This window comes from Myceligenerans salitolerans (genome assembly GCF_017349295.1).
Classification (GTDB): Bacteria; Actinomycetota; Actinomycetes; order Actinomycetales; family Cellulomonadaceae; genus Myceligenerans; species Myceligenerans salitolerans.
On the sequence record NZ_JAFMPK010000035.1, the window covers coordinates 35442 to 58908 of the forward strand.

Annotated in this window: 16 protein-coding genes; 8 read left to right on the forward strand and 8 right to left on the reverse strand. The window is 72.4% G+C overall.

All coding sequences use genetic code 11. The features are described 5' to 3' along the window. Positions 1-166: 166 nt before the first annotated feature. From J0911_RS08940 to J0911_RS08950, 3 genes are all read left to right on the forward strand, one after another. On the forward strand, positions 167-946 hold the full coding sequence (locus tag J0911_RS08940; RefSeq protein ID WP_207275124.1) for a TIGR03089 family protein: 780 nt from the start codon (positions 167-169) through the stop codon (positions 944-946). An 80-nt stretch (positions 947-1026) separates the two neighbouring features. Next, positions 1027-2316: an LCP family protein gene (locus J0911_RS08945; RefSeq protein ID WP_307864996.1), complete on the forward strand. Its 1290-nt coding sequence runs from the start codon at positions 1027-1029 to the stop codon at positions 2314-2316. An 11-nt stretch (positions 2317-2327) separates the two neighbouring features. Next, a complete protein-coding gene (locus J0911_RS08950; protein WP_207275125.1) occupies positions 2328-3815 on the forward strand; it encodes an LCP family protein in 1488 nt (495 codons plus the stop codon). 98 nt (positions 3816-3913) lie between these two features. Here J0911_RS08950 and J0911_RS08955 read toward each other — a convergent pair whose 3' ends face one another. Beyond that, a complete protein-coding gene (locus J0911_RS08955) occupies positions 3914-4237 on the reverse strand; it encodes a metallopeptidase family protein (protein ID WP_307864997.1) in 324 nt (107 codons plus the stop codon). Between the two features lie 336 nt (positions 4238-4573). Here J0911_RS08955 and J0911_RS08960 point away from each other — a divergent pair, with 336 nt between their 5' ends. Next, positions 4574-6244, forward strand: a complete 1671-nt coding sequence (locus J0911_RS08960; RefSeq protein ID WP_207275127.1) for a DUF2142 domain-containing protein — start codon at positions 4574-4576, stop codon at positions 6242-6244. A 1485-nt stretch (positions 6245-7729) separates the two neighbouring features. Here the strand turns inward: J0911_RS08960 and J0911_RS08965 are convergent. Genes J0911_RS08965 through J0911_RS08980 form a run of 4 tightly spaced genes read right to left on the reverse strand, consistent with a single transcriptional unit; the run spans position 7730 to position 12798 of the window. Next, entirely contained in the window at positions 7730-9430 is a 1701-nt protein-coding gene (locus J0911_RS08965) for a glycosyltransferase family protein (protein WP_207275128.1), read from the reverse strand. A 22-nt stretch (positions 9431-9452) separates the two neighbouring features. Beyond that, a complete protein-coding gene (locus J0911_RS08970) occupies positions 9453-10433 on the reverse strand; it encodes a lysylphosphatidylglycerol synthase domain-containing protein (RefSeq protein ID WP_307864998.1) in 981 nt (326 codons plus the stop codon). Then, positions 10430-11656, reverse strand: coding sequence for a glycosyltransferase (locus tag J0911_RS08975; RefSeq protein WP_207275129.1), 1227 nt, complete (start codon positions 11654-11656; stop codon positions 10430-10432). The genes J0911_RS08970 and J0911_RS08975 overlap by 4 nt, the downstream gene beginning before the upstream one ends. Further along, a complete protein-coding gene (locus tag J0911_RS08980; RefSeq protein ID WP_207275130.1) occupies positions 11653-12798 on the reverse strand; it encodes a glycosyltransferase family 2 protein in 1146 nt (381 codons plus the stop codon). The genes J0911_RS08975 and J0911_RS08980 overlap by 4 nt, the downstream gene beginning before the upstream one ends. Positions 12799-12977: 179 nt before the next feature. Here J0911_RS08980 and J0911_RS08985 point away from each other — a divergent pair, with 179 nt between their 5' ends. Next, complete coding sequence (locus tag J0911_RS08985; RefSeq protein WP_207275131.1) at positions 12978-13352, forward strand: DUF3499 domain-containing protein; 375 nt, start codon at positions 12978-12980, stop codon at positions 13350-13352. A 30-nt stretch (positions 13353-13382) separates the two neighbouring features. On the opposite strand, the gene manA is transcribed toward J0911_RS08985, so the two are convergent. From manA to J0911_RS09000, 3 genes are all read right to left on the reverse strand, one after another. Then, positions 13383-14606, reverse strand: a complete 1224-nt coding sequence (manA, locus tag J0911_RS08990) for a mannose-6-phosphate isomerase, class I (RefSeq protein ID WP_307864999.1) — start codon at positions 14604-14606, stop codon at positions 13383-13385. A 177-nt stretch (positions 14607-14783) separates the two neighbouring features. Further along, on the reverse strand, positions 14784-17120 hold the full coding sequence (locus J0911_RS20260; RefSeq protein WP_207275133.1) for a cell wall-binding repeat-containing protein: 2337 nt from the start codon (positions 17118-17120) through the stop codon (positions 14784-14786). Positions 17121-17231: 111 nt separating this feature from the next. Then, entirely contained in the window at positions 17232-19670 is a 2439-nt protein-coding gene (locus tag J0911_RS09000; protein WP_207275134.1) for a glycosyltransferase, read from the reverse strand. A gap of 261 nt (positions 19671-19931) precedes the next feature. On the opposite strand from J0911_RS09000, the gene J0911_RS09005 reads away from it, so the two are divergent. The 3 genes from J0911_RS09005 to J0911_RS21285 all read left to right on the forward strand — a co-directional run bounded on the left by J0911_RS09005 (position 19932) and on the right by J0911_RS21285 (position 23462). After that, entirely contained in the window at positions 19932-21221 is a 1290-nt protein-coding gene (locus tag J0911_RS09005) for a cell wall-binding repeat-containing protein (RefSeq protein ID WP_207275135.1), read from the forward strand. A 499-nt stretch (positions 21222-21720) separates the two neighbouring features. Continuing rightward, the gene (locus tag J0911_RS09010) at positions 21721-23193 is read left to right on the forward strand and encodes a phosphomannomutase/phosphoglucomutase (RefSeq protein WP_207275136.1); all 1473 of its coding nucleotides are present in this window, start codon (positions 21721-21723) and stop codon (positions 23191-23193) included. Between the two features lie 113 nt (positions 23194-23306). Further along, on the forward strand, positions 23307-23462 hold the full coding sequence (locus J0911_RS21285) for a Trm112 family protein (protein WP_372434858.1): 156 nt from the start codon (positions 23307-23309) through the stop codon (positions 23460-23462). Positions 23463-23467 lie beyond the last annotated feature (5 nt).

The following is a 23467-nucleotide window of genomic DNA, read 5'->3' on the forward strand; positions in this document are numbered from 1 at the left end:
CGCTACGAAAACTGCATACATGGAATTACACGCGTGTCGTCTGGAGTCGTCAAGCGGAAGTGTGCTATCGGCAGAGGGCTTCACAAGAAAATCGCCCCCACCTCGGCGGACGGTCACGCGTGGCGCGTCGGGGCGCGCGGGACTGCGCGCCGCGTAGCCTCTGGGCATGCTTGTCTCCACGCTTCTCGACCGCCTCCAGTCCGATCCCGGCCGTCCCCGGCTCACCTGGTACGGCGACGACGGCGAACGGATCGAACTCTCCGGGGCGGTCCTCGCGAACTGGGTCGCGAAGACCACCAATCTGCTCGTCGAGGAGTACGACGCACAGCCCGGCTCGATGGTTGGGGTGAACCTTCCGGTCCACTGGCGCACCGTGACCTGGGCACTCGCGACATGGCGGGTGGGCGCCACGGTGGTGCTGCTCGGCGACTCCGGGGCGCCGGAACTCGACGTCGTGGTCACGGACTCGCCGGAACGCTGGACGGCGTCGCCCGCCGAACTCGTCGTGGTCAGCCTCCCCGCACTGGCCCGCCGGTACGACGGCGACCTGCCGTCCGGTGCGACGGACGCGGCCGCGGCGGTGATGACGTACGCCGACCAGGTGATCTACGCGCCCGAGCCCGAACCTGGCCGCGTGGCCCTCACCGGCGTCCGCGGCGGCCCGACGGGTCCCGGCGGGGCCCGCACGGGCGAGGGCGCCGACGGTTCGCCGCCGGCGGCGGCCGTGCGGCACGGCGAACTCGTGCCCGAGCCGGCTGGTGAGACCGGCCGCGTACTCGTCGACGGCCGGGCCAACGCGGCCGAGGTGCTGCGCGGCGTCCTGCGGGTCTGGGCCGGAGGAGGGTCCGTGGTGCTCACGAGCCCTGCCACGGCCGCCGCGCTGGAGGCCGACACCGCACGCCGTGACCGGCTCGTGACCACCGAGAAGATCGAGACGATCGCCTGACCTGTTCTCCACGAACCCTCTACCGTCCCTCTGTGCGGCCTCTGCGCTCGTGCAAGTCCGCTCCCCTATGCTCTGAAGTTGTGACCTTTCCCGACTTCAGCACGCCCGGAGCGGGCCTGGACCACTCGGCCGGCCCTGCTCACGCGCGGGTTCTGAGCGGGAAGGCATCGACGGCGCGAGTCGTGGCGCTGGTCATGACCGGGGTGCTGGCGTTCGCGATCTCGGGCGCGTCCGCGGCGGTCGTGCGATGGACCGGGAACATCGAGACGGCGTCCACAGGCGTGCTGACGAACCGTCCGAAGAAGGTCACCCCGACCGACCCGAGCGCGGGTGAGCCGGTCAACCTGCTGCTCATGGGCAGCGACTCGCGCGAGGGCGCGAACGTGAACATCGGCGGTGCGGCCGACGGCGGCGAACGGTCCGACACGACGATCCTCCTGCACATCTCCGGTGACCGGACGCGTGTCGAGGCCGTCTCGATCCCGCGGGACACCACGGTGGACATCCCGTCGTGCGTCACCGCCGGCGGGGCCACCACCGCCCCGCTGTACGCCCAGAAGTTCAACGCCGCCTTCGCCGCGGGCGCACTGGCAGGCGGCGACACGGCGTCGGGCGCCCTGTGCGCGATGCAGACCGTCGAGGCCCTGACCGGCGTCTTCCTCGACGGGTTCATGGTGATCGACTTCCAGGGATTCCAGCGGATGATCGACGCCGTCGGCGGCGTCGAGCTCTGCATCGAGGAGGAGATCGACGCGCCCGAGGCGAACGACCTGCACCTGGAACCAGGAGTGCAGCCGCTGAACGGGAAGCTCGCGCTCGACTACGCCCGTGCGCGCAAGGGGGTCGGCGACGGCAGCGACCTGAGCCGCATCGGCCGGCAGCAGGAACTGCTCGCCGCCCTCGTGCGCACCGTGCTCAGCGCGGACACGCTCGCGAACCCGACCAAGACCCTGAGCTTCGTCGACGCGGTCACCAGCTCGATGACCATGGACGACGAGACGGCGCAGCTCGACAACCTCACCGGGCTCGCCTACAGCCTGCGCGGCCTGAGCCCCGACGCCGTCACGTTCCTCACGGTGCCGAACACGCCCGACCCGGCCAATCCCGCCGCGAACGTGGTGTGGACCGAGGAGGCGGGCCTCCTCTGGGAGAACATCAAGCACGACCGACCGATCGACCACGACCCCGCCGCGGCCTCCGCCTCGCCGTCGGCCACCGACGGCACCTCGGCCGCCTCCGGCGCGTCCGCCTCGCCGTCGGCGCCGGATGGCGAGACGATCGACTCCACGGCGTCCCCCAGCACCGACGACGTCAAGGAAGCCGGTACGGATCCGTTCACCGGCGCCGACACGACCGCCGTCTGCGGCTGACGGAGAGAGACATGCCAGATCCCACGACCGACGACGACGCCACCCGGGTGAACGAGGACGCCCGGGTCGCGTCGCCGATCCCGCCGAGTTTCACGCCGCAGCAGGCGGGGGACCGGCCGGGGGCGGACGGCGCGATCGCCGTCGGCGACGCGGCGCGGGGGACCGTACGGCCGGGCGCGGAACCATCCGGCCGGGCGCGCCCTCTGGCCGAGACTCCCGGGGCCGGCGTGCCCGTGGGCGAACGCACCAGTGAGCCACGCATCAAACGACAGTCTTCCCGGGAGGTCCCAGTGTCCGGTGGCAAGAACCCACCGCCAGTCCCGCCGCGTTCCGTGCCGCCGCGCGGCGCGCAGCCGCCGCAAGCCATCCCCCCGCGCCGAGCCACGGGCCGCGCGTCGGGCCTGAACGCCGCTCCCGTGCCGCAGCAGAGGCGGCCCGCGTCCGCGCACGGTACCCAGCGCCCGCTCGCGCCGGTGCGGCAGCGGCCGCCCGGTGGCGGACAGGCTCCCCCGCCGGGGTACGGCCAGGCCCGCCCCGCCCCGCGTCCCGGGCGACCACGCCGCAAGGGCCGGGGCAAGCTCATCGCGATGCTCGTGGTGCTCGCGCTGCTCGCCTGGCCGATCGGTCTGCTCGTCTGGGCGAACGGCAAGATCCAGCACGTCGACGCACTCTCGGGCGCGCCCGGCACCCCGGGCACCACCTACCTGATCGCCGGCTCCGACGCCCGCGGGTCGGGAGGGATCGACGACGCCACCACCGGCGCCCGTACCGACACGATCCTGCTGCTGCACGAGCCGGCCTCCGGTCCGACGGCGCTCATCTCGCTCCCGCGGGACACCTACGCGCAGATCCCGGGTGTCGGCGGACAGAAGCTGAACGCCGCGTACGCCTTCGGCGGGCCCGAACTCCTCGTGCAGACCGTCGAGGAGCTCAGCGGGCTCACCATCGACCACTACGCCGAGGTCGGGTTCGGCGGGGTGAGCGACATCGTGGACGCCGTCGGGGGCGTGGAGCTGTGCTACGACCGGAACGTCGACGACTGGCGCTCCAAGATGCAGTGGACCGCCGGCTGCCACGAGGTGACCGGCGAGGAGGCGCTCGCGTTCTCCCGCATGCGCTACTCCGACCCGGAAGGTGACATCGGCCGGGCCAAGCGCCAGCGTCAGGTGATCGGCAAGGTCGGGCAGGCCATCAAGGACCCCGCGCTGCTCCTCAACCCTGCCAAGCAGATCTCGCTCGCGAACGCCGGCCTCGGCTCACTGGCCGTCGACCAGGACACCGGCGTGGTCGACCTCGCCTTCCTCGCCGTCCGGTTCCAGAGCGCCAACGGTGAGGACGGCGTCACCGGCACGCCGCCCATCGAGAGCCTCGGCTACGACCCGGGCAACGGCGCCGGCTCCACGGTGCTGCTCGGCCCCGAGGAGGCAGTGGCCCAGTTCTGGACGGACCTGCGCGACGGCAACCTGGAACCGGGCGAGGTGAACTCGCTCACCCAGTAGGCCTCCAGGACGGAACACGGCCCCGCCGGCCAGGACGGCGCCGTCGCCGACTCGGGCGACGACGCGACGCGTCCGGACCGGCGGGGCCGAGCCGTCCCTCAGCGTTCGCCGAAGTGGGGGTCGATCTCTTCCGGAGCGCGCGCCAGCAGCCGCGCCACCTGCTCGACGACGACGTCACGCACCAGATCGGCGAGGTCGTGCTCGTCGTGCGAACGGACCTCGATCGGACGCCGGTACGCCACCACCCGCGCGGGCTGGCCGGCCTCCGCCGGGAAGTAACGGCCCAGCGGTACGCCACCGTCCTCCCAGGGGGCCGGGTCGGACGGCGGGACGTCCTCCACGGCGAACTGCGTGCCGTTGAGCGCCTTCCCCCACCGTCGGTCGAGAGACTGCGCGACGTCGAGGACGAGATCGTCGAACACCTCCGCCCGCGTGCGGTACGCGGGCGATCCCGGTGGGAAGAGCGGCCCGCGCAGACCGCGGCCGCGCCGGTCGCGCCGCCTGGGCCGGGCCGTGCCCGGGTGCGGGCCTTTCCGGCCGTCCGGTGTCGCGGGGCGAGAGAACTTCGAGACCACAGCACGACGATACGTCCCCGCGGGCCCTGCCCCCGACAGGCTCGGCCATCGGGCCGGCCCACCGTCGCGAACGCGGTCGTCCCCGGCCCCGTCCGTCGACGGCGTCGTGCGTCCGCGCGGTGCGTCGGCGCCGCTCGGCCCGGACTGGATGAGCGCGCGAGGAGGTTGCCATACGCTGATGCCGTGCGTGACGACATCGCCTTGGCGCGCTATCGAGTCGCCCTCGCCCTCATCACGGCACTCGTTGCCGCCTCCACCGCCTGCTGGGCCGCGCTGACCCCCGCCTTCCGCGCACCCGACGAGGTGCAGCACCTCAACAGCGCCCTGCGTCTCGCCCACGGCGGCGGCTGGCCCGCGCCGGGCGAGGCGCTCGTCAGTCCGGGCGTGGACGCCGCCCGCGACGAGGCCGCCGTCGACACCGACGTCCCCGGCCGCTACCTCGACCGCGTCGAGAAGGACCAGTACGCCGAGGCGGTGCCGATGCCCGACGGCGACCGGACCGTCGTCGGCCCGGGCAACGCCCTCGCGGACGACGTACCACCGGGCACGGACACCAGCACCTGGGACGTCGAGGAGATCGACCAGATGACCCAGCACCCGCCGCTGTACTACGCGGTGGCGGCGGGCTGGCTGCACCTGACCGGGGCCGCCGAGGCGCGCTGGGACCACCAGGTCCTGGTGCTTCGCCTCCTCGACGTGCTGCTGTTCCTGCCCGTGCCGCTCCTGGCCGCGGGCGCCACGCGGCTGGTCACCGGATCACGGACGGCGGCACTCGTCGCGGCCTCCGTCCCCCTGTTCCTCCCGCAGCTCGGCCACATCATGGGCAGCGTCACGAACGATGCGCTCGTCGTGCTCACGGGCGCAGGTGCGGCGTACCTCTGCGCGCGGGTGGTGACCGGCGACCTGCGACGGACCACGGCGGCGGTCCTCGGGGGCGTGCTCGGCATCGGGCTCCTCACCAAGGTCATGGCGGCATTCACGGTGCCGGTGGTGCTGGCGGCATACCTGCTGGCCGTGCCCGCCGCTCCCCGGTCACGGCGTCTCGCGCCGGCGGGGATCGCCCTGGCCGTCGCCTTCGCGCTCGGCGGCTGGTGGTGGCTGCGGAACCTCATGGAGTTCGGGACGGTGCAGCCCGTGGGCATCCCCGAGCGGTTCGAGCCCGTGGAGGACCGTGGCCTCTGGTACTTCGTCAGCACCACGGTGCGGCACCTGACCTGGTCGTTCTTCGGGAGTTTCGGGCTCCTCGACGTCCGGGTACCCGAGACCGTCTACTGGACGGGGGCCATCCTGACGGCCGTGCTGTGCCTCGTGGCGCTGGCGCGTTCGCCCCAGCGGCGGGCGCTCGTGGTGCTCCTGCTCCAGCCGGCGCTCCTGTGGTGTGCCGTCATCGTCAACGCCTGGCCCCGGTTCGCCGAGACGGGCTGGGTCGTCGCGGTCCAGGGCCGCTACATGTTCGGTGCGGTCGTGGGACTGGCGGCGGGCGCCGCCGCCGGTGTGCTGGTGCTCGTCATGCTCCGGTCGAGCAGCCGTTCACGGCCGGAGGCCGGCGTGTGGGTCGTGCCGGCGTCGCTGGTGGGCGCCACCGCCGTGGCGGCATCCGGCATGGCCTTCGCGTTCCGCGGGTTCTACCGGGCGCCGGGCGAGGACCTGGGCACGGCACTCGAGCGGTGGTCCGGATGGAGCCCGCTCACCGGAATTCAGCTGGCGGGCTGGTTCGCGGTCGCGGTGCTGGTCGCCGTGGCGGCCGTCGTCGCCACCGTCCGGTACGCGCGAAGCGTCAGCGCGGTGGCTCCCACTGCCGAGGAGACCGCCAGGACCCCCGCCACGACGGCGGGCACCACCGGCTCCGAGTAGAACCCGGGCTCGGCCGGTTCGCGGAGTTCCAGGACGAGCCACACCACGAGATCCGCCAGCGCGACGGTCACCCATGCCGGCACGAGCACCCGGGGCCGGAGCGAGAGACCGGCCGCGACCCCGAGGAAGAGCGGCAGGGCCACCGGCAGGAAGTAGCGCGGATAGACCCCGCCGCTGCTCGCGGCGTACAGGACCTGCATGGTGGCGGCGACGCCCACGGCCGCCCAGGGCAGCGTGGCGAGCAGGAGGCGGTCGGCGGGACGGACGGGCGGCGCGGAAGACGGCGTCCGGGCCGGGCCGTCGCCGGAGGTGGTCCCGGCCGCCACGGCACCGGTGCCGCTCCGGGCCGGCGCCGCGGCGGCCGGTTCGTCCGGGAGCGGACCCGTGACCGGCACCCGCTGCTCTCGCCGGTGCCGCAGGAGCTGTCGCAGCACGGCGAGGAACAAGGGCGTCCAGACGAGCAGCACCGCCGTGACGACCAGCGTCGTCATCGGGTGGAGCGTGCGCGGCGGCACGCGCCCCGCCCACCAGAACAGGTCGGGCAGCCGCGCCCAGGTGACCGGATCGAGCACGACGGCCCACACCGGCCGCTCGACCCGGTTCTGGTTCTCCAGCGCCCAGTCGAAGTGCGAGCCCTGGATGTTCCCGGTGAGCGCCACGTTCCGTGCGTAGAACCAGCCCGCGGCGGCCAGCGCCGTCGCCGGCCCGCCCACCGCGAGCCATATCGCGGGGCCCCGGCGGCCCCGGCCCTGCGCCGCCCGGACCACCCCGGCGAGCACGGCGACGGCCGCCACCACGACGGCGATGACGGCCGTGGACAGCCGTGTCAGGGCGCAGCCCGCCGCGAGCAGGCAGAGGGCGGCCACGAGCCGGCCGTCGAGGCCGCGCCGGATCGCCGTCGCCGTCACGCCGTACATGGCCGTCACCAGGACGGCAGCCAGGAGGTCGTTGTACCCGGAGCCGCCCGCGTGCGCGACGGCGGCCGCCAGGGCCGCCACGAGGGCGACGAGGGTCGGCAGAGGGCTGCCCGGCCGGCACAGGCGCCGCGCGCTCCACCACGCGACGACCACGAACAGCCCTGCCAGGAGCGTGTTCACCGCGCGTGCGGCATAGACGGCGGCGACCGGGTGACCGGCGTCCGCCAGCGGTCCTACGAGGGGCGCGACGAGCAGGTAGTACAGGGGAGGATGCTGCGCGGTCCACTGCACCGGGGCGAGCCACGCACCGTCGGGCCGCAGCTCCAGGCCGTCCTCGAAGACGGGCAGCTCCCCGTGCCACACCTGGTAGGCGTAGTCCATGTGCGGTGGCTCGTCGCCCGTGGCATAGGGCGGGTCGGTGAGCAGCACGGTGAGGGACAGCAGGACCGCGGTGAGAACCGCCGCGGCGACGCCGGCGTGCTCGCGGCGCCGTGGATCGCGCGCGGCGCGGACGAGGGTGCGGATCACGCCGTCAGCATAGGAGATCCGGCCCGGCCCCGGCCCCGCGTCACGCGTGCGGGACGCCCGCGGCCGGCCGGGTGGAGTCCGCTGCCGCGGGGACGACGGCGGGCGGCCTGACGACCCGCCACGTCACGCCCGCCGCGGCGGCCGCACCGGCCGTCACGATCGCGACGAGCACCCAGGGCTGCCACGGATACCAGTACGTCACGGCCGACACGGCCGACACGAGCGCGGACCAGCCCGACCCGTGCTCCGGCAGCCAGTACAGGACCCAGGTGTCGTACTGGAAGGCCGCGTGCAGCCCGAGGGCGAGTACGAGCACACCGGCGGGCACCCACCGGCGCCACGCGGGCCGCAACGCGATCGCGCCGGCGACGGCGACGAGCACCACCCCGGCGAATCCCGCGTACAGGTAGCGGCCCTGCTGAGCGGCGCTGAAGTCCTGGAACGCGGCGAACTGCTCCCAGGAGCCCCGGGCCACGATCGCTCCCAGCATCGGCACGGCGGCGAGCAGCACGACGGCGGTCGCGCGCGGCACCGTCCGCCGTACCAGCGCCACCGCGACGCCCGCGACGACCAGGGCGAGCGCGACGCGGGCCGCCCACCAGGACGCGTCGTGCGCCTCGGCGACGGCGTGGTCCTGCACGAAGAACGTCGTCACGAAGCGTTCCAGCATGTGACCGAGCCAGCGTCCACCTCCGTCGGACCAGCCGTAGACGGGCGTGAGGTCCGGTACCTCCGTCTTGGAGCCGTGCGGCTGGATCGCCCCGTACAGGACGAGGTTGCGCACCCACCAGGCGACCCCGGGCAGCGTCGCGACGGCGGCCACGGCCAGCGACCCGATCGCCGCCCGGCGCCGGTCACGCGAACGGTAGGCAGCGACGCCGTAGGCCAGCGCGATCCACGCGGGGAACATGAGGGCGAACCCCTTGGTCAGCAGTGCCGCGGCGGCCACGGTCCCGACGACGAGCGCGGTGCGGCGCGACAGGTCGCCGGTCATCACCCGCACCAGCAGGTACGTGAGTGCGGTTCCGAGCAGGACGAGCAGGTTGTCGTTGTTGACGGCCGAGGACAGATGCTCCATCTCCGGGACCGCGACGGGCGCGAGCGCGGCCGCGACGGGCAGCGGCCCGGGCAGTCCGAGCCGCCGGGCGGACGCCCACAGCAGCAGCGGGATCGGTGCCGCGAGCAAGGCGTTCAGCCATCGCAGGGAGAGCCACACCTGGTCCATCGGTGCCGTGGTCCAGTCCGGGATGGCGTGCAGTGCGGCGGCGCCCAGCAGGTAGTACAGCGGTGGATGCTGGACGAGCTGGTCGGGAACGGGCGCGACGGTGCCGTCGGCGCGTTCCGGCTTCCAGTGGGCGAGGCCGCCGCCGTCGACGAACGACGGCCGCTCCCCGCGCGGAGGCGCGGGCTCCTTGCCGTCGGGGTGGATGCCCTCCACGCGGTCCGCGAGGAACTGCTGCCCGGAGTACAGCCGGTCGCCGAAGAGGAAGTGGCCGGCGTTGACGCCGTCCGCCACGAAGATCGTGCCCGGGTCGGGCCACGGCCAGGCCTGGCCTTGCTCGACCTGGACGATCAGGTCGACGTGCTTCAGCTCGTCCGGTGAGCGGACGTTGGGGAAGACGGCGGTCTGCGCGAGCATCACGGTCACGTGCAGCACCGTGATCAGCCAGACGACGACGGGGACGGCCCGCAGGGGTGCCGTCGCACGCGCGCCGACGTCTCGAAGTTGCTCGCGGTTCACGGCAGAAGATTATCGGCCCGGCTCATGAAGCCCGGGTGATCTTGGAAATAGGTTCGCCGGTGCCGGGCGGGCGTACCCCGCGTCGTGCCAGCACGAGGCCCGCGCCCGCCAGCACACCGTCGACCACCGTCAGAACGACCCGGCTGACCAGGACCGCGAGCGCCGGTGCCGCGGCACCGGGGAGGGAGCCGGCCAGGACGCCGGCCAGCACGACCTCGCGCACGCCCGCGCCGGCGGGTGCGATCACGACCAGGAACCCGACGGTCCAGGCGAGTGCCCAGCCGCCGACCGCCAGCGCGAAGGTGCGTGCCGACGGCGTCATGCCCAGTCCGGTGGCCAGCAGCCAGGTCTGCGTCCCGGCGACGAGCCAGCCGGCAACCGACCACGCCGTCGTGGCCGCCAGGCCGCGCCAGGTCAGGGGGCGGGTGAGAGGTGCCCGGCCGCCGATCCGCAGGGCGAGGCCGATGAGGCGGTTCAGCACGGGCGGCAGGAGGACGACGGCGATCGCGGGAGTGGTCCACACGACCCAGCCCCAGGCACCGAGCGCGCCCGCCGACACGAACGGGAGCGCGACCGCTCCGACGGCGGCGCCGGAGACCACCGACACCAGTACCGCCACTCCCATCGAGGCGACCGACCGGTGCCGGGGAATGCGGTGGTCGGCGCCGATCTCCGCTGCCGCGACCACGTTCCACACGCCGCCGGGCAGGTACTTGCCGAGCTGGCTGAGTCCGAAGACGCTCACGGCGTCTCGCAGGGACAGCCGCGAGCCGAGGTCGGCCAGGACGGCTCGCCAGGCGATCAGCGTGCACCACACGTAGACGAACCCGAGGACGACGACGGCGGCCAGCGTGCCGCCCGAGAGCATCGCGGCGGCGTCGGCCAGCTCGTGGCGGGCACCGACGACGTACCAGGCGGCGAGCCCGACGGTCACGGCGAGGAAGCCCCACCGCACGCCGGGCGACCTCATCGTGCGGGCCGCGATGCCCAGCGCGCGCTTCACGCGTCGCCTCCGCCCCGCGGGTGGTGGTCTGGCGCCGCGGGGACGCCGTCGCCCCGTCCACCCCTCGCCGGCGCGGAGCCTGTCATGATGCCGAGGAGCGGAGTCACGACCGACGGCGGGCGGATCGCGTCGCGGCCCGTGGCTGCGCGGGTGCGGGCGGCGTCGAGGCGGGCCGGGTCCGTGAGGTCGGTGAGGGTCTTCGCGAGGGCGTGCGGGTCGGCGGGCGGGACGAGTTCGGCGACGTCGCCGACGGCGCGGCGTTGCGGGGGAGTGTCGGAGGTGACGACGACGCACCCGGCAGCGAGTCCCTGGTAGACCTTGTTCGGCACGACCCGGAGCCCTTTCGGGGTGTCGCTGAAGATGCCGAGGCAGACGTCGTGTGCGGCGACCAGCGCGGGGAGGTCGGCGGGCTCGATCCAGTCGTGCCAGGTGACCCCTGGCGTGCCGCGGAGCACCTCGCGGGCGGCGGACAGGTCCTGCCCGGACCCGATCATCGTCACGTGCAGGTCCGCTCCCGCGGCGACGGCGTCCCGGACGGCTTCGGCGATCACCCGGGTGCCCTGCAGCGGTGTGTACAGGCCGAAGAACACGACCCGCAGCCCGCGGCCGTCGGCCGCCGTGTCCGGCTGCCCGGCCAGGCCGGCGTCGTCGGGTGTGCCGTCGGGCTCGGCGGAGGCGAGGGCCGGTGCGGCCGCGTCGAACCAGGCGGGCGGGGCGCCGACCAGGACCGTGACGCCCTTGGCTGGGTCCGGGAGCATGGCGCGGTGCTCGTCCGTGTCCGTGACGACGACGTCCGCGCAGCCGGTCGCAACGCGGTCCAGCAGGTTCAGCAGCCGGACCCGCAGGCCTGTGGCCCCGCGGTCGGTCGCGGTGTCCCCGGCGAAGACCAGATGGTCGAGGACGACGGTGGAGCGGGGGAACAGTGCTCGCGCCAGGACGACGTCGAAGTGCCCCAGGTAGCCCACGAGCACGGTGTCGGGTCGCCCGTGTGCGCGGCGTAGCCGGACCGCTCCGGCCACGAGGCTCGCCCAGCAGGTCAGCAGCCGGATCAGCAGGAGCGGCAGGCGCCACGGCTGCTGCAGCATGCGGACCCGTTCCGCCGTGGAGAACCCGAGCGGGCGGTTCAGCTCGGTGACCTCGGCGCCGTGGGCGCGCAGGCCGGTGACGAGGACGGCGACGCGGGGGTGGCGTTCGGCGTCGTACGTGCCGAACGTCAGGATCACGACAGGCCCGCCGGTTCCTCGGCGCGGCCGCCGGCCGCGTCGCGCAGCACCTCGGACCGCCCCGCCTTGAGAGCGGGCCGCGTGGCGGCGCCGGGCTCCCCGGGGCCGGGCGTTCCGGTGGTCGTGCCGGCTGTCGTCCCGGTGGTCGCGCCGGGGCCGGAGCTCGCGTCGCGTCCCGCCGTCGTCGGGACCGGGCGGGAGTCACGCCCGTACTGGACCTCCTTGAGGCGCTCCAGCGTCTCCTCCATCAGCGTGCGGTTCGTCTTCTGCAGATCCGCGATGACCAGCAGGGCGAACGACAGCAGCGCCCCCACCAGCATCGAGGAGCCCAGGATCAGGGACTGGATGTGCTGGCCCGCCTGGCCGAGCATCAGGAGCACGAGATACCGGCCGAAGGGGATCAGGCAGCCCAGGCCGAAGATCACGCCGAGTGTCACGAACACCGTGTGCGGCTTGTACATGAGGTACGAGCGTGCGATCGCCTGGCCCGACTTGCGGATGTGCTGCCACATGCTGGAGAACAGGCGTGACTCGCGGGTCTTCGGGTTGGTGGTGACCGGGACGCTCGCGATCCGCAGGCGCTTGTTGCCCGCCTGGATGATCGTCTCCATGCAGTAGCTGAACTGCGTGACCACGTTCAGGCGCATCAGCGACGCGCGGGAGTACGCGCGGAACCCGCTGGCGGCGTCGGGCAGATCGGTCTCGGCGGCGAAGTTGACCACCTCGCTGCCCACCTTCTGCAGCGCCTTCTTCAGCGGGGAGAAGTGCTCGATCGTGGCGGTCTGCCGGTCGGCGATCGCGATGTCCGCCTCGCCGGCGACCACCGGCGCGACCAGGTCGCCGATGCGCTCCTGCGGGTACTGGTTGTCGCCGTCGGTGTTCACGACGACGTCGGCGCCGTGGCGCAGCGCGTAGTCGACGCCGTCGCGGAACGAACGGGCCAGACCCATGGTCCGCGCGTGACGGACGAAGTGCCGCACGCCCAGGCGGCGCGCCACCTCGACCGTCGCGTCGGTGGACCCGTCGTCGATGACCAGGATCTCGACCTCGTCGATCCCGGGGATCTCGCGGGGGACCGTGGCGAGCACGAGGGGGAGCGTCTCCGCCTCGTTGAGGCAGGGGATCTGCACGAACAGCTTCATGGGGAGGGACTTCCGCCTCGGGGCTGGGGCACCACCCATCGTACTGAGCGGCGGAGCGGTGGGGGAACGGGGGAAGGCCGGACGCCGCGGGGGCACCGTGTCCGGCGGATCGGCAGATCGGCGGGAACGGCCCGGCGTGTTCGTGACATTGCTCCCGGTCAGCGGCGTACGCTCAGCGGGTGAGATCGGTGAGACAGTGCTCGAGGTCCGCATGTACCCATGCTGCGGTCGCGACACTCACGTACGTGTACGCGGACTCGACGGCGGTGCTGGGTCCGCTCGCGCACCTCGCCGAGCCCCATAGCTACGACCTGTGCTCCGAGCACGCGGAAGGCCTGACCGCGCCACGCGGCTGGGAGGTGGTCCGGCTGGTCGCCGAGTTCCCCGCGGAACCCGCCCCCTCACCCGACGATCTCTCGGCACTGGCCGACGCCGTGCGCGAGGCGGGCCGCACCCGCAGGGCACCGGACGACACGACCGAGTCCCCGACGGAGCCGGGCGTCACGGAGACGGCACGCCGGGGCCATCTGAGGGTGCTGCGGGCAGAGGACTGACGGCTCCGCCGGTCCCGGCGGCGCGCGTCGCTACGGAACCCAGGCGCAGACGACGTGACCCGTCCCCGTCAGCGTGAGGGCCCCGGAGACGTCCGGGACGAACGCCGAACCACCGCGAGCCAGGCTCGTCGCCGCACCGTTCCCGCAGGTCAGAGTCGTCTCGCCGTCGAGGCACAAGACGATCCGCGGGCCGTCGTCGGGCAGCTCCACGCCCTCGCTCGGGTCGACGTCGGCCAGCGTCAGCGCGAACTCGGCGACCGGTGCCCGGTACGTCTGCACCTGGCCGCGGCTGCCGGACGTCGCGACCTCGGGCAGCACCGGCGGCCGCGCCGCGAACGACGCACACTCGACCAGCGCACCCGCGTCGACCAGCTTGCTCGTCAGCCCCGCGCGCAGCACGTTGTCCGACGACGCCATGATCTCCGTCCCCACCCCCGACAGGTAGGCGTGCAGCTCACCGGCCGGGGTGAACAGCGCCTCGCCGGGCTCCAGCGTGAAGCGGTTCATCAGGAGCGACGCGATCGCGCCCGGATCGCCGGGATGCTGGTCCGCCAGGTCGACGACCGTGCGGTCCGCGCGCTCGAACGGGGAGCCCGCGGCCAGGCGCTCGCGGACCGAGTCGACCGTCCGCTCGATGTCGGACCGGCAGCCGGTGTCCTGGCGGGCCCGGATGAGCACGTCGAACGCGGCTCGCATGCCCGCGGCCGAGCGATCGGCACGGAGTGCGGCCACCACCTCGTCGACCAGCCTGCCGCCGAGGCCGTCCAGCAGGCTGAGCGCGGCGCGGGTGCCGCGCAGGCCCGCGAGTCCCTCGAACTGCGTGAGCGCCACGAGCATCTCGGGCTTGTGCTGGTCGTCGTGGAAGGAGCGCTTCGGCGATCCGGCCGGGAGGCCGAGCCGGTTCTCGCGGTTGAAGCCCTCCCGCGCGGTGTGCGGCTTCGGGTGGACCTGGAGGGAGAGCGCGCGGCGTGCGGCCAGCACCTTGAGGAGGTACGGCAGGCGGGGACCGAACTCGTCGGCGACGCGCTTCCCGAGCATGGCGTCGGGGGCCGAGCGGATGAGCGAGTGGAGGGTCGTGCCGTCGTCGGCCGGACCGGTGCGGGACGGGGCGCTCGGGTGGGCGCCGAGCCACAGCTCGGCCTGGGGCGTGCCGTCCGGCTCGGCGCCGAGCAGACGGGGGATGGCGTCGTAGGCCCCCCAGTCGTACGTCTGGACCGTGTTCCTCAGCCGGAGGGGGACGTCGGTGGCGTGCACCCGGGCGAGTTTATCGGGCGTGGTCCGGCGCCGTGTGACGGCTCGGGGGAGGGGGAGTGAGGGTGGGCGGGCATGAGGTCCTGGCGTGTCGCGGCCCAGCCGCCATGAACGACGGCGGCCGGACCGGAAGGCATCGTCACTTCCCGTCCGGCCGCCGGTCATGGGCCGTGACCGGTGTCAGTTCAGGTACGCGGCCGCCTCCCAGCGAACCGAGTCGTACACGACCCCTGAGCCACCGAGCACGACGATCCGCTGCGGGTCGAGCCGATCGAGCTCTGCCTCGATGGCGGACGGCAGCGTCGACTCGTCGGTCAGCAGCACGGGACCGCCGAGGCTGCCGGCCGCCGCGGCGCCCGACAAGGCGTCCGGGAAGTTTCGCCCGTTCGCGATGTAGACCACGGACGTCCCGGGCCGGAACGCTGCCTCGGAGATCTCCGCCGAGGTCTCCCACCGGTTGCCGCCGGCCAGTCGGCTCACTCCACCGCTGGTGTGCGTCGCGAGTTCCGCCTCGATGGCGGTGCTGACGACGCCCGACCCACCGAGCACGATGATCCGCTGGGGCCGGAGCCGGTCCAGCTCGTCCGCGACCGTGCCCGGTAGGGCGTCGTCGTCGGTCAGGAGCACCGGGCCGCCGAGGATGCCGGCGGCTGCCGCGCCCGACAGCGCGTCGGGGAAGTTGCGGCCGTTCGCCACGTAGGCGACCGCGACGCCCGGGTCGAAGGTCGCGGCCGAGATGGCGGCCGAGGTCTCCCACCGGTTCGCGCCCGACAGGCGGGACACGTTCGCCGAGAACGCCGCGAGCGTGGCCTCGACCTCGGACGAGACGACGCCCTCCCCGCCGACGACGACGATCCGGGTCGGGTTCAGGCGCTCCAGCTCGTTCCGGACCACGGCGGGAATCCGGTCGGTGGCGGTCAGCAGGACCGGGCCGTCGAGCGTGCCGGCGGCCGCGGCGGCGGACAGTGCGTCGGGGAAGTTGCGACCGCTGGCCACATAGGCCACGTCGACGCCCGCCGTGAAGGTCGCCTCGGAGATCGCCGCCGAGGTCTCGTAACGGTTCGCACCGGCGAGCCGCTCGGGCAACTGCGCCGTGTAGTGCTCTGCCCAGTTCCTCGCCGTGGCGCGGATCGTGCTCAGCAGCGGGTAACCCAGGTTGCCCGGGCAGGCCGTGGCATGGGTGTCACGGTGGCCGAACACGTGCGCGAGTTCCACCTGGTCGCCCGGGTAGTACTTGCCGCCCTCGGTGTGGCCGACGGCGGTGAACGTGGACGTGCCCTCGGGGTCGACGCCGTACCGCGCCAGCTTGAAGCCGATGATGTTTCCGACGCCGGTCAGCTGCGCCTCCTGCGGCGCGACCTCCTGGTAGTTGCCCAGCATGGAGACACCGACCGTGCCTGTGTTCCAGCCTCCCGTGTGGGCGCCGATGATCGGTTCCTCGATGCTGCCGGCGGCGCCCTCGTAGATGTTGCCCCACTTGTCGACCAGGAAGTTGTAGCCGATGTCGCACCAGCCGTTGGAGTCCTGGTGGAACGCCTGGTCGTTGCGGATCTGCTGCATGGCTTCCGCGACGGTGGCGTAGTCGTTCGCCCCCGCGGTGTGGTGGACGGCCGCCTTCTCGAGGCCGTCGGGTGCCGGGTACCAGGTCGGTCCGTCCCCAGGATCGTCACACCGGGGTGCGGCGCCCCACTCCTCGCGCGTGATGATCGTCGGCCCGAAGGATCCGGAGCTCGACGTCGTCGTCTCCGCCGACGTCGTGGACATGGTCGACGCCGACTCCTGGGAACCCGCGATCTTCCCGCCGGTCAGTGCCTCCGGCGAGTCGACGGTCTCGGAGGACACGAGCACGAGCTCCACACCCTCGGGCACGGTCCGCACGCCGTCGACCGTGGCGAGCTGCACGGCGTCGGACTCACCGACGTAGACGGGGACCGAGGTCGTGACGTCGGACTCCTGGTCGGGCCCGTCCGTCTGCTTCTCGAGGTGCGTCCAGTCGCTCCACGTGCCGTCGAGCGCGCGTGTCCGCACCTGGAGCTCGGGGACGGTGTCGTCGATCGGCGTCGGCCACTTCGCGCCGACCGTCTGGAAGCCCTCGGGGACCTCGAGCACGCCCGCGAGAAGGCCTGCCTGGTCGGTGGTGTCGAGAGTCACGGCGCCGTCGTCCGTGGTGTCCGGCGTCGGCTCGGTCGCCGTGTCCTCGGGAGCGGACTCGACGACGTCGTCCACCGTCGTCTCCGGGGCGGTGTCGATGTCGATGGAATCGACGTTCGCCTCGGCCGTGCCCGACTCCGGAAGGGTGGAGTCGGTCGTGGTGGTACCCGTCGGCTCCGGCTCCAGGTCGGTGGACCGGTCGTGGGTGAGCGCGACGGCGCTCGGGGCGAGCGCGCTCGTGAGGGCCAGGGTGGGGATCGCTCCCAGGGCGAGAGCCCGTCCGGCGATGACCCGGGTGACGGGGACCACCGGCGTGGAGCGCTTGGCGGTGTACTTCTTCTGTGCAGGCCGTGCGTGCCTTGCCACGAATACTCCTCCTCACGGATCACGTCCGGTGAATTCGCATCAGCGGACGCGGGGAGCCTACTGGCCGACGGATGAAAGGAGCCGGATCGAGGGGGTGAAATCGGTGGCCGATCACTGCGCCTGTTGTTTCCTGGCCCGCCAGAGGTGGCTGATCGACCACCTGCTCGCTCGCTCGGTCCGCGACATCGCGTCGGAGGGGCGAACGCCCAGGTCTGTCACCCGGTGCAGGAGGGCAGCCGGCCCGAACCATTCCCCCGCGCGCCGGATCGCGCGGGAGGACTGGGCCCGGTAGGCGTCCGGATCGGCCCACAGGCGGTCCACGACGGAAAGCGCGTCGTGCGGTGACGCGTACACGGCGGCATCACCGAAAGTCGGTTCCATGTAGTGCGGCAGAACCACGACGAGACCGGCATGCAACGCCTCGACGGTGGCCATGCCGAACGACTCGAAGAGCTCGGGTCCGTGGAAGTAGACCCAGAAATCCAGCTCGTTCAGGAACTCGGAGGGAGCGTGCGAGCCGAACGGGTACACCGTCCAGGCGTTGTCGACGTCGAGCCCGGTGCGGCGACTCGCCTGGGTCGCACCTCCCAGCACGCGGATGTCCCTCGATCCGTCGACGGGGTAGACCTCTTGGAGCACCTCGGCGTCGGGCCACTTCTCGAAGCCGTCGCGAGAGTGCCTGCCGATCACCGGCGGACGATCGGGGGCCGCGTCCCTGGGTTCGGCCGGTGCGGAAGGAAGGATTCCGTGCCAGTCGTTCTCCGTCAGCAGGCCAGGTGCGACGAGTCCCTCGAGGAGCTTGCGGATGACCTTCGACTCGGGGGCGACCTGTGGAGTCACGCCGAACATCGCTTCCGCCGTGGTGACGACCGTCGACATGTCGTACATCGGGTTCGAGCCGTCGGCGTCGTGCGGAGGATGATTGACGATCTGAACGAGGCGGCGGGTGGTGATCGCACACCTTTGTGGCTCGGCGAACTGCAGAACCGTCGGATGACGCACGACCGTGAGATCGGCGGCCAACTCGGTGGCCGACGAGACGATCTCAGCTCCGGGCCGCACAGCGACGTCCAGAATTCGGGGGTCGATCCGGAGACCGTGCTTGGGCACAGCGGAATCGAGTTGCAGGAGCGCGACGCGATGGCCCGCGTCGAGCAGCGCGGTGATCTCGTTACGCGCGAGGCTCGTGTTCCCGCCGGGAAAGCGGAAGTCGGTTGCGTAGACCACATCGACGTGATGAGGCCTTCGATGTCGCGGTAACAGCATGATCGGCGCGGAGAACGGGCGGGAACCCCCGGCGGAGGGACCGGCTTCGAGCGCGGACGCCGGGGCCGTGGCGTGCCAGTGCTGGAACGACTCCGCGTACCACCGCCGGTCCTGGTCGAAGGCCACGGGTCGGTCAGGACTCCGATCGGAGCGGATGATCCGGGTCGGCGCCTTCCCGACGACGCCGATCGCCAGGCCGGTCAGCGCCTTGACTCTGCCCGCCAGTTCTGCGTCCGAGTACCGTTCCGTGCGGTCCCAGCCGCCGGCGAGCACGGGATGCTCTCGTCGGAGCATCATGGTGTCGCGTTCGGGGCCTATGAAACCAAGGTTCTCGCCGGAACCGACGAAGTACAGGTCGTCGGTGGCGTGGACGGCCGGTGCGATACAGCCGACACGCTCCGGGTGGTTCTCCAGGTAGTCGACCTGGCGCTCCACCGCGCGTGGGTGCAGCCAGGTTCCGGGATGGTGGAAGGTGACGTAGGTGCCGCTGGCTGCACGGGCGATGGCCAGTCGGCGCGCCTCCGTGGGGCCGGCCTCGTCCTCGACCCGGATGTGGCGGATTCGCGGATCGGCCACGGCCCACGGGCTTCTTCGGGGCAGTGCAGGGACCTGCCGGACGACGATGATCTCCACATTGCGGTAGGACTGCTCCAGAAGCGTCCTCGCGCCGCCCGGCGTCCATGGTCCGTCGGCAGACGCGACCACGCTGACCAAGGGGCCGCTGTCCACGCGAGACGTCGGTGAGCACTCGAGCCGTTCGAAGGCGCTTCCCGCTCCCCCACCCACCACGGGCGGTTCCAGTCCTGCGTCGGTGAGAACTGCTTTCAGCGCCCTGGTCGCGGCCTCGAACTCCCGGCCCGTCCTGTCGTGGCGACGGCGGAGCGAATTGGCGACGAGCAGCTGCCCCTGACGGTGCGTCGAGTCCGCGGTGCGGAGGGTTCGGACGTAGTGCTTCAGCGCCTCCGTCCGTCCGTCCAGGGCCAGCAGCTCCAGGAAGTCGAGGGTCTCCCGATCCTGGAGCGCGGCCCTCCCACCGACAACGGCGACCAGTTCGAACAGCGCCAGTGCATCCGCGCGGTCGTCGTCGTCGCGAGCGGTGCGGGCGACCGTCCTCGCGAGGCGTGCGATGACCCGGAGATCGAGCGTGCCGGCGAGTTCGCGCCGAGCGTCGTCGGTGCTCGCGTCGTGTACGAGCCTTGCCAGTTCAGCGTACGTCCGGCCGCCGTACGTGGCCGCGGCCGCGATCAGGTCGCGGGCGCGGGTCGTGCCGGTACGTATCGACATCTCGGCGAGCCCTCGCGACCGACGTGCGTACGCGGCGGCGAGGCGGTCCTCGATACCGGCTCGTGCATCCGAGGTTCGGTCCGGCGCAGTGCTCACCGAGGAAGGTTACCCGTGCGTGTGCCGCGCCCTTGCCAAGGGCATGGTGTCCATGGGGGACTTTTTCACCATTGGTCAAGAACGGACTTCACCCGCTACTTCCTTGGAAGAAGCGCTCTCCGTGGGTCTAGGGTGTGGCCGACATCCCCCAACGAAGGAGTTGCCATGCCCAGGCTCGGCACCTTGCTGAAGCCCACGAAGCTGTCTGCGAAGCGCCATGCGTGCCGTGCGGTCGCGGCCACGGCGACCGCCGCACTGGCGGTCACCGCCCTCGGGGGCACCGTGTCCGCAGCGCCCGAGGCCGCCCCCGGACCGCGCGCGGACCTCGCCCCGATCGAGTCCCCCGTGAGCAAGATCCCCGCCGAGACGCGGGCCCGGATCACGGCCGAACTTCGGAAGACGCACGGAGTCCCGGCCGACGCCGGCGTGGAGAGCACCGCCGCCGCCGAGGAGGTCTTCCGTGTGTCCGGCCGGGACCGCTACGCAACCTCGGTGGAGACCTCGTGGTACACCCCCTGGGGTGACATCGACGGGGACGGGGAACTCGGCGAGGTCGAGTTCGAGGACGGTTCCTTCTGGGTCGAAGAGCCCGCCCCCGTCGTGTACGTCGCGACCGGCGGCAACTACCCGGACGCGCTCAGCGCGGCTGCACCCGCGGGTCTGCAGGGCGGGCCGCTGCTCCTGACGCGCACGGACTCGCTACCTGGAATCGTCGCGGACGAGATCGAGCGACTGCAGCCGGAACAGATCGTCGTCGCGGGCGGTGAGGGCGCAGTGTCGGCGGACGTCTACGACGAACTGGCCGAGATCGAGCCGAACATCCGCCGGGACGCCGGCAGCACCCGGTACGAGACATCGCGCGTGCTCTCCGAGCGCGGTTTCGCCCACCTGGGAGACCAGTTCCCGGGTGGGGCCTTCATCACGACGGGCAAGAACTTCCCCGACGCGCTCGCCTCCAGCGCTGCCGGTGGTACGTACGCCTTGCCGGTCGTGCTCGTCCCCGGGGCCGCTTCCGGGCTCGACGCCGAGACGGAGGCACTGTTCTCCCGTATGGGCATCGACTGGGCCTCGATCGTCGGCGGCACGGGTGCGGTCAGCGAGGGCATCGAAGCCGACCTGATCGACCGGATGGGCGGCGACTACGTCGAGCGCCTGGGCGGTGCCACGCGGTACGAGACCGCTGTCGCCATCAACGACGGCTACTTCGGGTGGGACCACGACGTGAACGGCTACCTGCCTGTCGGGGCCAACATCGCCACGGGCAAGAACTTCCCCGACGCTCTGGGCGCCGGTGCCCTCGCGGGGATGTACCAGGAGCCGTTGTACACGTCGCGTCAGGACTGTCTGCCGAACGACACCCTCGACCACATGCGGTACCTGGAGGTCCAGGAGGTCTGGCTCTACGGCGGCGAGAGCGCGCTGAGCCCTGCGGTCGAGGCACTCACGACCTGCTGATCACCTCCGTCCAGCACATGCTGGCACCGTGACGGGGCCGTCCTCCTCCGGGAGGGCGGCCCCGTTGACGTTTCTGACCGCCTGCACGATCCGCCGGCGACCACCCACCGACTCCACGATCTGCACCGCTGTCGTCCCGACGCCGCTCGCACCAGATCATGGGGGCTCGTCCGGTCGGTGACCGGGCGTGAACGGCTGGGCCGTGCCGTCGATCGGGTCAGGCCTGCCCGCAGCAGTTCGAGGGGTGGAGATCGAGCCGCCTGCGTCGATCCAGACGGCATTCGGCCGACCCTGCCGAAGTCCTTCCAGCGACGTCAGGAGGCGCTCGGCATGCTCCGGTCCGACGAGGAGGTTGTTGACCTCCGCCTGAGGGGCGTCCTGCCAACCCGCCAGCGAGTGTTCGACGCCGCCCACATCGAGCGGGAGCGCGACGGTGGTGGGCCTCCGCGACGACGCCTTCGGACGAACCGCACGTCCGCGCGACCAGTACCCTTGCCATGTGTCGATCGACCTCACCCAGATCATCAAGGCCTACGACGTCCGCGGCACCGTGCCGGACCAGCTCTCGCCCGGCGTGGCGCGCGCCATCGGGGCCGCGTTCGCGCGGGTCGTGGTGCTGAACGCCCAGGACAGGCGCGCCGGCGGTGACCAGGCTCGCCCCGGCGTCGTCGTCGGCCACGACATGCGGGAGTCCGGCCCTGAGCTCGTCGCGGCGTTCGCCGAGGGGCTGACCGCCGCCGGCGTCGACGTCGTGCGCATCGGGCTGTGCTCGACGGACGGTCTGTACCACGCCTCCGGCGTCCTGGACCTGCCGGGCGCGATGTTCACCGCCAGCCACAACCCGGCCGAGTACAACGGCATCAAGCTGTGCAAGGCCGGGGCGGCGCCCGTCGGGCAGGAGACCGGCCTCGCGGAGGTCCGGGAGCTGGCCCAGGGCTACCTGGACGGCGGGCTTCCCGAGCCCGCCGCTGAGCCGGGCACGGTCACGGACCGCGACATGCTCGGCGACTACGCGGCCTTCCTGCGCGGCCTCGTCGACCTCTCGGGCCTCCGCCCGCTCAAGGTCGTCGTCGACGCCGGCAACGGCATGGGCGGGCACACCGTTCCGGCCGTCCTCGGCACGGGGGCCGGACTGCCGGAGCTGCCGCTGGAGATCGTGCCGCTGTACTTCGAGCTGGACGGCTCCTTCCCGAACCACGAGGCGAATCCGCTCGAGCCCAAGAACCTGCTGGACCTGCAGGCAGCCGTGGTGGCGAACGAAGCGGACATCGGCCTCGCGTTCGACGGCGACGCCGACCGCTGCTTCGTCGTGGACGAGAAGGGCGCCCCGGTCTCGCCGTCGGCCATCACCGCGCTGGTAGGACTGCGTGAGGTGGAGAAGGAGCGGGCCGAGGGCCGCGACTCGATCGTGATCCACAACCTGATCACGTCCCGTGCCGTGCCGGACTTCCTCACCGCTGCGGGCGCCACCACCGTGCGCACGCGCGTGGGCCACTCCTTCATCAAGGCGCAGATGGCCGAGCACACAGCCGTGTTCGGCGGGGAGCACAGCGCCCACTACTACTTCCGCGACTTCTTCTTCGCGGACACCGGCATGCTCGCCGCGATGCACGTGCTCGCGGCGCTCGGCACGCAGGAGCACCCGCTGAGCGCGCTCGGCGAGATGTACGAGCCGTACGTGGCCTCGGGCGAGATCAACTCGCGGGTCACGGACGTCCCCGCGGCCCGGGCGCGCGTCTACGAGGCGTACGTGACCCGGGAAGGCGCGGGTGCCGTCGAGGTCGACGAGCTCGACGGGCTCACGGTGTCCCACTGGGACGGGCAGCCTCAGTGGTGGTTCAACCTGCGTGCCTCGAACACAGAGCCGTTGCTGCGGCTCAACGTGGAGGCCGCGGACGCCGACATCATGGAGAAGGTGCGCGACGACGTGCTGTCTCTGGTGCGCGCCGACGACCCGGAGCAGGACGCGTGACGCCGGGGAACGGCGGGAACGCCGAGGCTGCGGGGGCCGGCGTGGCCGGTTCCGGGACGGAGGCCGAGACGGCTCGGGCCGCCGGGGCCGACCTGCCCGACTGGGTGCGTTTCATGCTGCGCTGCCCGGTCACCGGCGCCACGCTGATCGACGGCGCCGGCCCGGACGGCGCGCCCGAGTTGCACTCGACAGATCCGGACAGGCCGCTGGCCTACCCGGTGCGGGACGGTATCCCGGTGCTTCTGGAGTCGGACGCGCGCGAACTCTGACAGGG